A 10,877-nucleotide genomic window follows, 5' to 3' on the forward strand; every position below is an offset into this window, starting at 1 on the left:
GTGTAGCCGGGGACGGGAATGACAATCTTAGTTGTTGGGGTTCGCTTCGCTCATCCCAACCTACGTAACTGACTATGTTTCCCGTTCGCCCTGAGCTTGTCGAAGGGCGAACGGGAAATGCCGAAAATGTCTGGCGATTCGTCCGTTCATGGTTCGACAGGCTCACCACGAACGGACTTAATCAGAGGTTCCTTAGTCGTACATTTCGCATCGTGATCGTGATACGATGCACTTCCAGCATGACCTGTTATTCCCGCAGCTTGACCGACGCTAGATGATCCTGCACATCGACATGGATGCGTTTTACGCCTCCGTCGAAGAACGGGATCGCCCGGGCCTCCGCGGCAAGCCGATGGTCGTCGGCGGCAATCAGCAAAAGCGCGGGGTCGTGGCCGCGGCCAACTACGCGGCGCGCTACTTCGGCATCCACAGCGCCATGCCGACCGCGCAGGCCAAGCGCCTTTGCCCGCACCTGATCGTTATCCCGCCACGCCACGCTTATTACGCGCAGATCTCGCAGCATATCCGCGACATTTTTCACCGCTACACGCCGCTGGTGGAGCCGCTGTCGCTCGACGAGGCGTTTCTCGACGTGACCCACAGCCAGCAGCTGTTCGGGGAAGCGGCGCGCATCGGCTGGCGTATCAAGCGCGAGATTCGCAATGAACTGACGCTTACCGCCTCGGTGGGCGTAGCGCACAACAAGTTCCTCGCCAAGGTCGCGAGCGACGCGGGCAAGCCCGACGGTTTCCTCGTGGTCGATCCCGCCAACGTTCAGTCTTTCCTCGATCCGCTGCCGGTCACGAAATTGTGGGGCGTGGGCAAGGTTGGCAACCGTCAACTGGAAGAGCTCGGAATTCGCACCATCGGTGAACTGCGCGCGCAGCGGCGAACTCTGCTGGACGAGCTGTTCGGCAGCTGGGGAGAACAGTTGTGGGAACTGGTGCATGGCATCGACGACCGCGCGGTGGTGCCGGACCACCGGGCGAAGTCACTGTCGCACGAGACAACTTCCACCGAGGACATCACCGACGTCGAGGCGTTGCGCGGCTGGCTGCTCGACCTGACGCGTCAGGTGGCGTCGCGCCTGCGGCGCAACCATCTGCGTGGTCGCACCGTGCATCTCAAGATCCGTTTCTCCAATTTCCGCACCATCACCCGCTCGCACACCTTCCCGAAGTCCACGGACGTCACGCAGGAATTGTGGAATGCCGCGGCCGCCATGTTGACGATGAATCTTCCGTTCCCGCGGCACGGCGTGCGATTGCTAGGTTTCAGCGTCAGCGGTTTCGACAACGCCGAGTCGCGCCAGGCGGATTTGTTCTGCGAGCCGGAGAATGAAAAAAACGTCCGTCTCGACACCGTCAGCGACTGGATACAAAAACGCTTCGGCCCGGCGGCGCTCTCCCGCGCCACCGAGCTGGTGCATGCAAGCGACTAGGAAACGACCAATTAATTCCGTTCGGTCTGAGCCCTTCGACACGTTCGTGCTGAGCTTGTCGAAGTACGAACGGGCTCAGGACAGGCTTGTCGAAGACCGAACGGTGCAAGACATTGTTTCTGCAGGTCTGCCGTTCATGGTTCGACAGGCTCACCACGAACGGCAGGAGTGAATCAGAGTTTCCCTAAACAGCGATTCCCGAACCGGTCCGTTTACGCGACTCTCTCCACGATAAGTTTCATTTTTCGTTGTCCTGGTGGCTACCCACCAAGGCATCGCCGGTCTGCCGGCTTATGCCTGCATGCCCTTCACCGACCCCGGATCGGTTGATTCATCCTCAGTTGTTCGCCGGGTTTAGCTGATTGAACGCCTGTACAGGGGTGTTTTCCCGGTACTGCGTCAAATGGCAGCCATGAGTTGCCGTATCTATACTCAGAGAGACGCCGTTGTCAGGCATATTTTAAGAGTTTCCAGCCAACCCCCGAGAGAAGCCCATGAAACGCATATTAATGATCGTCACTTATTCCTTGTTGTTTGGTTTTGCCCAAATCGCACTCGCCGGCCCACTGGATGAGGCGAAAGCCAAGGCACATCTGCAGGCGGTGGCCGACGGAAATCTGGACGCCGTGATGCGCGATTACACGGATGACGCCTACATGGATTGGGTGGGCGGCCCGCTCGATGGCCGCTATCGCGGCAAGGCGGCGATTGGCGAGGTGTGGAAGAAATTCATCGCCAATAATGGCGGCAAGCCACGCCCGGCCAAATTCGGTAAACTCGAGGCCTTTGCCAACCCGAACGGAACCACGGTCGTGACGCCGGCTGAATACGGCGGTGAACATCCGGTCAAGGTATGGCATGTGCTGACCTATCGCGATGCCAGCCTGGCTACCGAGATCTGGCAGATTGCTCCCGCCATAAAAGTTTCTCCGTGAAACATGAATCCGCGGCCTGGCTCGTTATGCTTCTGGTTGTCGGGGGACGAGTGTGCGCTGGAGACTTCGAGGCCACGGTAACCACCCCTTCGGGTGAACCCTTGGCTGATGCCGCGGTGGTGCTCGAACCGGTTTCCGGCAGCATGCCGGAGCGGCATTCGACCGTAACCATTGCGCAGCGTGACCGCGAGCTGGTTCCGTATATGACGGTGGTGCAAACGAACACGCCCATCGAATTTCCCAACCAAGACCCCTTCAAGCACCATCTTTACTCGTTTTCTCCGGCCAAGACTTTCGAGATTAAGCTTTACGCCGGCAAGCCAGTGAAACCGATTGTGTTCGACAAGCCCGGCGAGGTGGCGCTGGGCTGTAACATTCATGACTGGATGGAAGCGTATGTGTATGTCGTCGATACGCCGTACTTCGCCAAAACCGATGCCACCGGGCATGCGCGCATCGCGGACGTGCCGGCGGGATCGTACCGGTTGAAATGGTGGCATCCGCGCCAGAAGCATGAGTTATCCGCGCGCGCGATCGATGTCGGAGCGGCACCGATGTCGGTGACTCAGGTGCTGGACGTGAAACCGCGCGTCATCAAGCCAAAACCACCCGCCGATCAAGAGAAGTATTAATTATGTTCCGATCGCTCCAACGCCGCATCGTTGTCGTGTTTGTCGGCCTGTTGGTGCTGGTGATGGCATTGATGCTGGCGCTGGTGACTCGCAGCAATACGCGCATCGTTACGACCGAGATACAACGCGAGCTGTCGGCGGGCACGCAGGTATTCACCCTGTTGATCGAACAGAATCAGCGCCAGCTGGAAACCGCGGCGACCATATTGGCCGCCGACTTTGCGTTCCGCGAGGCCATCGCCACCCAGGATCGCCCCACGATTCGTTCCGTCATCCGCAACCACGGTCTGCGCATCGGTGCCCAGGTGATGATGGTGATCCATCCGGATGGATATTTGATCGCCAGCTCCCAGGACGGCAACGCACCATCCGGTTCTGTTCTCTCTCCTTTTGCCGACTTGTTGTCCGCCGCCGAAACTGCGGGCAAGAGTTTCGGTTTCAAGCAGATGACGGATGGGCGGCTCTACCAGATCGTTCTGGTGCCGATTTACGCGCCCAAGCTGATCGCCTGGGTGGCGATCGGTTTTGTCGTGGATGATCGCTGGGCGCGCGATCTTTTCGAGGTGACCGGACTTGTCGTCAGCGTGATACGCCATGACGGTAACGGCGCCGGCATCCTCGCGTCTTCCTTGAGGGATACGGAGCGCGCCGCCTTGTCAGCCGCGGTGAAGGAGATTTCAACCGACATGCCGGGCGAATTGCGTATCGGCAATGAACACTATGAAACGGTTCATGTGCCGCTGAACCAGGAAACTTTCGTGGCGCTGCAACGTTCGGTCGAGCAGGCCGAAGCGCCATTCCGGACACTGCAAACCGCCTTGTGGGCCATCGTGCTGGCCGGCGTGATTGTCTTTGCCATCGGCAGCATCATGCTCGCGCGACAGATTGTCCGGCCGGTAAACGAACTGGCGGGCGCGGCACGCCGCATCGAGGCCGGTGACTACGCCGAGCCGGTGCCGCTGAAGTCGTCCGACGAGATCGGCCAATTGGCGGCGAGTTTCGATCTGATGCGGGAGCGCGTGGCGAACCGCGAACAAAAAATCCTCAAGCTCGCGTATGAAGACAGCCTCACGGGTTTGCCGAACCGCACGCGCTTCATCGAGGAATTCAATCGCCTGTCGGATTCAAGTCATGGCGCGGTGGTGGTGATGAACCTCGATCGTTTCGCGCCGATCAACAATGCGCTAGGACACCCGATCGGCGACCGGTTGCTGGCCGAGATCGGCTCGCGATTGGGTACGTTTCAGTCCGGTGCCAATCTGGTCGGCCGGTTCTGGGGCGACGAATTCGTGTTTCTGCTGCGCGATGCGAATCGCGCGGCCGCGAGCCGTTTCGTGGAATCCTTGACCAGCGCCTTGCGCGACCCGTTCGTCCTGGACGGTCAAAGGCTCGATGTCGATGCCAGTCTTGGGGTTGCGCTTTATCCCGGCGATGGCCGCGATGCCGCCACGCTGTTGCGGCGCGCGGAACTGGCCATGTACGCCGCCAAGCGGCGGCACAGCAGCGTGGCCTTTGCGGCGGAGGCGGGCGACGAGCCGCCGCCCGAACAGCTGTCCCTGATCGGCGAAATGCGGGAGGCCATGGCGCGGCAGGAATTCCTGCTCTACTACCAGCCCAAGCTCGATTTGGCCAGTGGACAGGTGACGGCGGTGGAGGCGTTGATTCGGTGGCGGCATCCGCAGCAAGGCATGGTTCCCCCGGGGAAATTTATTCCATTTGCGGAAAAGACCGGATTCATCCGCGAGCTGACGCCCTGGGTCCTGGAAGCGGTGGTAGTGCAGGCGGCACGCTGGTGCGCCGAGGGGATCAGTCTTGTGCCCGCGGTCAATCTTTCCGCGCTTGACCTCCTGAATCCCAAGCTGATCGGGCATCTGCGGCAATTGATCGACATGCATGGCCTGGCGGCGAATTCCTTGTGTCTCGAGATCACCGAGAGCGCGTTAGTGGAAGACCCGGAGCTGGCCCTGGCCCATCTGAACGAACTCGCGGCGCTGGGACTCAAGCTCTCAATCGACGATTATGGCGTAGGCCAGGCCTCGCTGGCTTATCTTCAGACGCTACCGGTGCACGAGCTCAAGATCGACGGCAGCTTCATCCGCGCCGTGGCCACGACACCCAAGAACGCCGCCATCGTGCGATCCACGATCGGAATGTGCCACGCGTTGGGCCTCACTGTCGTCGGTGAGTGTGCGGAAACGGCGGACGAAATTGCCTGGCTCATCGCCAACGAATGCGATTTGGCTCAGGGTTACGGCATCGCAAAGCCCATGCCCGCGGAGGAAATTCCAGACTGGTTGGCCGGCTATGGCGCGCGCCGGAGACACCAAGCCTGATTACAAGCAATGCGCCGGCACCTGAGAAACCGGAACCGGCGCATTACCAATTAGCTTATACCGTGGTGCACACACTCAGGCCGCGCGTTGCTTTTCCTCCCTGAAAGCTTTTTTCATCTCTTCGCGTAGTTCCGGTGTGTCTTCGTGTCCGTGAACCGACACGGCATGTTGCACGGCGGCCTCCAGCAACTCGTCGTCGCTGTCGGCGAAGATCGAGACTGTGCAGTTCATTTCGCTGGGGTATTCACGACAATCGATATATTTCCTGGACATGATCTCCTCCTTGTCTGTTGGAATCGAACACAATGCGGGAAATGACGGTTAGTGCCGGCCCGGAAGCGACTGGGCCTGATATCACGCTATACCCCGGCAGCGAAGCCTGTCAACAATACACCTTGAAATTAGAGGGTTGCTGTAGAAGTTGGCTTCAGTTGCTGACGCGGTGCTTCAGGAAAACCGCGCGAGGCTGAGGCCGTTCAGATCGACTTCCGGTTGATGGCCCGTGACCAGATCGGCGATCACTTTCCCGGAGCCGCAGGCCATGGTCCAGCCGAGCGTGCCGTGGCCGGTGTTGAGGAACAGATTCTTATAAGGAGTCGCTCCGATCACCGGCGGGTTATCGGGTGTCATTGGCCGGAGGCCGCACCAGTACTCCGCCCGGGAAAGATCGCCGGCACCTGGAAACAGATCGTTCAAGACATGTTTGATGGTATTGCAGCGCGACGGCCGCAGCGTCAGATCGTAGCCCGTCAGCTCCGCCGTGCCCGCGCCGCGCAACTTGTTGCCGAGGCGCGTGACGACCACCTTGTAGCTCACATCCGTGAGCGTGCCCGCGGGCGCCGCGGCATCATTGCCGATATCAATCGTCCCTGAGTAACCCTTGACTGGATAGACCGGAAGTTTGATCCCAATTGGGCGCAATAGAAGCGGCGTATAACTCCCGCAGGCGAGTACATAGGCGTCGGCGTTCATTTCACCTTTATCGGTCAGCGCGCCTTTGATGCGGCCGCCGTCGGCGGTCAATCGCTCGATCCGCGTCGAGAGCGCAAACCGCACACCGTGGGTTTCAGCGCGGCGTGCAAGTTCGCGGGTAAACAGCAGGCAGTCGCCCGATTCATCGCCGGGCAGGAGCATGCCGCCCGCGATTTTATTCTGCACGGCGCGCAATGCCGGTTCGTGCACCACGCAGGTGCCTGGGTTGAGCAATTGGTACGGAACGCCCCAACTTTCCAGCATCGCGGACTGATCCGCTGCCTCGTCCAATTCATTTGCCGTGCGAAATAGTTCGAGCACGCCGGAGGCGCGTTCGTCATAATGAATTCCAGTTTCGTTCCGCAAGGCGACCAGGCAGTCGTGGCTGTAGCGCGAGAGCCGCAACATGCGCTCGCGGTTGATGGCATAGCGGGCGGTAGTGCAGTTCCCGAGCATCTTGAAAAGCCACGACCACATCGCCGGATCGAAACGTGGGCGCAGCACCAGCGGCGAATGCGGGCGGAACATCCATTTCAGCGCCTTGAACGGAATGCCGGGCGCGGCCCAGGGCGTGCTCGCGCCCCACGAGATCTGGCCGCCGTTGGCCTGGCTCGTTTCCATGCCCGGCTCCGGTTGCCGGTCCACGATCGTGACATCATGACCGGCCTGGCTGAGATACCAGGCGCTGGTGACGCCGATCACGCCGCTGCCGAGAACCAGCACTTTCATAAGCAGTTGGTGTCCGTGAAACAGGCGCGGATTTTACTCATGCCAGGCGGTGAAGCCCGCAACCGGCTCGCGCGCGGTGCGGTAATTGTTCACCAGCGCGGCGGTATCCGGGTAGCCGAGTGCCATGCCGCAGAGGAGGGCGCGCGAATCGGGCACGTTGAGTAGCCGGCGCACGATATCGGGATACTCGGCGAGCGCCGCCTGCGGGCAGGTGGCGAGGCCGAAGGAAAGCGCGGCGAGCATCACGTTCTCAATGAACATGCCCATGTCGACCCACGAGCCTTTTTCGAGCGAGCGGTCGAGAAAGAAGAACAGGCCCACCGGAGCGCCAAAAAAATGGTAATTGTTGTTCCAGGCCTTCAGGCGAGCGTCCTTGTCGTCGCGCCCGATTTTCATTGCCTGATAGAGCGCCAGCCCGCAGGCCACGCGCCGTGACTTGTACGGCTCGTTCCATTGTTTTGGGTAATAGGAATAATCAGGATTTTCAGGGTTCCCGGCTTTGCGCTCTGCCAGCAGGGCTTCGCTCAGACGCCGTTTGGTTTCGCCCACCACCACCGCGACTTGCCACGGCTGGGCGTTGGTGCCGGACGGCGCCCAGCGCGCGGCTTCCAGAATGGATTCTATCGTGGCGCGGTCCACCGGCTTGTCGAGGTAGGCGCGCGTGGACGCGCGGCGGTGTATGGCTTCAAGAACTTCCATCGGCATTCTCCCGGATAACCGTCCTGAGTACTGTAATGTACCCCGGATGGGTTGTCAGAAGAATTGCGTCAGGCAAAATAAAACGGCCCCAAACCTACCGGGGCCGAGAATCGCTTGGTGAAGCGGAGCAGATCAGCCCGGCGCGGCGCGGGCGGTGACGATGTGCGGGACGCGACGCTCGGCTTTTTGCAGCCACTGGTGAATACGGTTAGCGTCGCCATAGCGGCTGTACTTGCCCCAGGAGTCGAGCAGCACGATCGTGAGCGGGCGATTGGCGATCGTGGTTTGCATCAGCAGGCAATTGCCGGCCGCTGCCGTGTAACCGGTTTTGCTGAGTGCGATGTCCCAGCTGTCTTTGCGCAGTAGCCGGTTGGTGTTGTGATAGGCAAGCTCGCGGCCCGAGGTCTGGTCGGTGATGCGAAATGACGCGGTGGTCGTCAGGGTATGGAGCAATGCGTGTTTGCGCGTCTCGGCGACAAGGAGTGTAAGGTCGCGAGCGGTGGAAACATTGCCGCTATTCAGTCCGGAGGCATCGGCGTAACGAGTCTGCGTCATCCCGAGTGCCTGGGCCTTGGCGTTCATCGCCTGGACCATCGCCTCCTGTCCGCCCGTGTAGGTGCGCGCCAGCGCCGCGGCCGCGCGGTTGTCGGAAGCGCCGAGCGCCGCGCGCAGCAGGTCGTAGCGCGTGAACACGGCGTTGAAGCCCAGACGCGAGCGCGTGCCTCGCAGGCGGTCGCGATCTTCACGCGTGATTTTGATTTGTTCTTCGAGAGACAACCCCGACTCAATAATGACCAGCGCGGTCATCAGCTTGGTGAGCGAGGCGATCGGGCGTGGACGATCGACATTGCGCCCGTAGAGCATGACGCCTTCGCGGTCATCCATGACGATGGCCACGTTCGATTGCAGCGAGAGGCGGTTGGGCTGGCCGTATTGAATGATGTCCTCGGCTTTGATGTACGACGCCGGTTCATCAACTGCGGCCGGTGGCGGCGGAGTGACGTTGGCGTTCGAGGTGACGTGGAGCGCGGTGGCGGCTATCCCGGCGACGGTCGCCAAGGCAACGAGTATTCTTGAAGGCTTCATTAGTGTGTAGAGGTTCCTTCCCTAAGTTTTTGATTCTGACATCTTATAAGTTCTAGCACATATATCGAACGCAACAATAACCCGCCGGGATAGGCCTTGTGAAGGGCACCTGACGAGCGTATTTTTCAGACCGACCGGCGCAAGCTCGGCTGGCGCCCCGCTCCCGGAATGTCATATCCGACCATGAATACCAGGTATTTTTCGTCCGACAGGAAAATCGGCAACCAGCCGGCATCTACCGGTGACGATGACGCAACCGCCTGTCCCGTGCCATCCCCGCCCGACCTGTCCGGCATCACGATCGTGCCGCTTCATCCCCGGACGCCGGCCGCGGACTATCTCGAGGCCATGCAGCTGGCCCAAGCCGAAGCCGGCGCACGCCTGAGCGATCCCATGCTGCTGTCCTGGTATGACCGTGACCGCGATTTCGAGGCGCCGCAGCACGTAAGCGAATGTCATCAGGACAGCGCCGTGCCGGGTTACGTGGATTATGGCATCCACCACGGCGCCACCCTTATGGTGGACGTGGAGAACGGGCGGTTTGTGTTTTTCTACCGGCCGGGGGATATTTAGCCGAGGTCCCCGGCTTGAAACGGTGAGCGACAGTTTTATAAGCTTGCGACGGACATTTTCGACAGACCTGCGACAAGGAGAATCAACGTGGCTTATACCTATCACGATTTGAAGGAAAAGACGGTGGCCGATCTGCGCGAGATCGCCAAGGGCATCGAGCACGAGGCGGTCGAGGGCGCGACCCAGATGAACAAGGACCATCTGCTCAAGGCCATGTGCACCGCGCTCGGGATCGACATGCACGAGCACCATCATGTCGAGGGCATCGACAAGGTAGCGATGAAGGGGAAAATCCGGGAGCTCAAGAAAAAGCGCGACGAAATCCTGGCGTCGGAGGACCGCAGTCAGCTGCATGGCGTGCTGCGCCAGATTCACGCCCTCAAACGCACCATGCGGCGCGCGACGGTTTAACCGCTAAGGAAGCTCTGATCAAGTCATACCGTTCGCCCTGAGCCCTTCGACTTGCCGTTCGGTCTGAGCTTGTCGAAGACCGAACGGCTTGCTCAGGACAGGCTTGTCGAAGGGTGAACGGCGAATACTGTAATTCCAGTGCCACTATCCGTTCGTGGTTCGATAAGCTCACCACGAACGGACTTAATCAGAACTTCCCTATTCATTTCCGAGTGATACGGAAACACTGGTGTATTTTCGGATTGCGCTCGAAGTCTTGGGGTATAGTTCTGCGGGTGATGTCCTCGACCGTGAGCGGTGACAGCGCCTCCCGATCGATTTTAAAACGGCGGAGATTGCTCGAGAAGATCAGAATACCCTCCGGCTCGAGCAGTGCGGCGGCATCCGAAATGAGCGCCACGTGATCGCGCTGCACATCGAAGGTGTCCTCCATGCGCTTGGAGCGCGAAAACGTCGGCGGGTCGAGGAATATCAATCCGTAGCGCCGTGCGTGGTTTTGCTTGAGCCACACCAGCACATCCGCCTGGACAAGCTCGTGGTTTTCTCTCCTTATCCCGTTCAGTTCGAAATTTCGCTGCGCCCAATCGAGATAGGTGTATGACATGTCCACGGTGGTGGTGGAGATTGCCCCACCTGATCCCGCGTGCACCGTGGCGGTGCCGGTGTAGCCGAAGAGATTGAGAAAGCGTTTCCCCTTGGCCAATTCGCCCAGCATCGCGCGCGTGGCGCGGTGGTCGAGAAACAGTCCGGTGTCGAGATAATCAGTGAAGTTGACGAGCAAGCGGCACGAACCTTCGCGCACTTCATGGAACTCGCCGGTCTCGTCCATTTTCTCGTATTGCCCGCCGCCTTTCTGGCGGCGACGGACCTTGAAGAACATCTGTTCGCGCGGGATATCGAGCACCAGCGGAATCACTCCGAGCGCGTGTTGCAGGCGCTGGCGCGCCTTGTCGGGGCTGATGGTGTCCGGCGCTTCATATTCCTGCACGTGCACATAACGTTTATCCGATTCGTAAACATCAATCGCCAGGTTGTATTCATGCAAATCGGCGTCGTGCAGGCGGTA

11 protein-coding genes are annotated in these 10,877 nt (G+C 60.0%); 6 read left to right on the top strand and 5 right to left on the bottom strand.

The window, feature by feature from the left end:
• The first annotated feature begins 274 nt into the window (after window positions 1-274).
• The 4 genes from dinB to WB402_RS00900 all read left to right on the top strand — a co-directional run bounded on the left by dinB (window position 275) and on the right by WB402_RS00900 (window position 5,341).
• A complete protein-coding gene (gene dinB, locus WB402_RS00885; RefSeq protein ID WP_424204831.1) occupies window positions 275-1,441 on the top strand; it encodes a DNA polymerase IV in 1,167 nt (388 codons plus the stop codon).
• Window positions 1,442-1,935: 494 nt separating this feature from the next.
• Complete coding sequence (locus tag WB402_RS00890) at window positions 1,936-2,376, top strand: nuclear transport factor 2 family protein (RefSeq protein ID WP_424204833.1); 441 nt, start codon at window positions 1,936-1,938, stop codon at window positions 2,374-2,376.
• Window positions 2,373-3,008, top strand: coding sequence for a methylamine utilization protein (locus tag WB402_RS00895; protein WP_424204835.1), 636 nt, complete (start codon window positions 2,373-2,375; stop codon window positions 3,006-3,008). The genes WB402_RS00890 and WB402_RS00895 overlap by 4 nt, the downstream gene beginning before the upstream one ends.
• A gap of 2 nt (window positions 3,009-3,010) precedes the next feature.
• A complete protein-coding gene (locus tag WB402_RS00900; protein ID WP_424204836.1) occupies window positions 3,011-5,341 on the top strand; it encodes an EAL domain-containing protein in 2,331 nt (776 codons plus the stop codon).
• Window positions 5,342-5,416: 75 nt separating this feature from the next.
• Here WB402_RS00900 and WB402_RS00905 read toward each other — a convergent pair whose 3' ends face one another.
• The 4 genes from WB402_RS00905 to WB402_RS00920 form a co-directional block, all read right to left on the bottom strand.
• On the bottom strand, window positions 5,417-5,614 hold the full coding sequence (locus tag WB402_RS00905; RefSeq protein WP_424204837.1) for a DUF1059 domain-containing protein: 198 nt from the start codon (window positions 5,612-5,614) through the stop codon (window positions 5,417-5,419).
• Between the two features lie 174 nt (window positions 5,615-5,788).
• On the bottom strand, window positions 5,789-7,042 hold the full coding sequence (locus WB402_RS00910; RefSeq protein WP_424204838.1) for a D-amino acid dehydrogenase: 1,254 nt from the start codon (window positions 7,040-7,042) through the stop codon (window positions 5,789-5,791).
• Between the two features lie 33 nt (window positions 7,043-7,075).
• On the bottom strand, window positions 7,076-7,741 hold the full coding sequence (locus WB402_RS00915; RefSeq protein WP_424204840.1) for a nitroreductase: 666 nt from the start codon (window positions 7,739-7,741) through the stop codon (window positions 7,076-7,078).
• Between the two features lie 132 nt (window positions 7,742-7,873).
• Window positions 7,874-8,827, bottom strand: a complete 954-nt coding sequence (locus WB402_RS00920) for a serine hydrolase (RefSeq protein WP_424204842.1) — start codon at window positions 8,825-8,827, stop codon at window positions 7,874-7,876.
• A gap of 183 nt (window positions 8,828-9,010) precedes the next feature.
• Here WB402_RS00920 and WB402_RS00925 point away from each other — a divergent pair, with 183 nt between their 5' ends.
• Together WB402_RS00925 and WB402_RS00930 are read left to right on the top strand one after the other, a co-directional pair.
• A complete protein-coding gene (locus WB402_RS00925) occupies window positions 9,011-9,400 on the top strand; it encodes an AF1514 family protein (protein WP_424204844.1) in 390 nt (129 codons plus the stop codon).
• 87 nt (window positions 9,401-9,487) lie between these two features.
• Complete coding sequence (locus WB402_RS00930) at window positions 9,488-9,811, top strand: hypothetical protein (protein WP_424204846.1); 324 nt, start codon at window positions 9,488-9,490, stop codon at window positions 9,809-9,811.
• 202 nt (window positions 9,812-10,013) lie between these two features.
• Here the strand turns inward: WB402_RS00930 and WB402_RS00935 are convergent.
• On the bottom strand, window positions 10,014-10,877 hold an 864-nt coding region (locus tag WB402_RS00935; RefSeq protein ID WP_424204848.1), incomplete at its 5' end, for a class I SAM-dependent methyltransferase.

This window comes from Sulfuricaulis sp., assembly GCF_049587675.1.
Taxonomy (GTDB): domain Bacteria; phylum Pseudomonadota; class Gammaproteobacteria; order Acidiferrobacterales; family Sulfurifustaceae; genus Sulfuricaulis.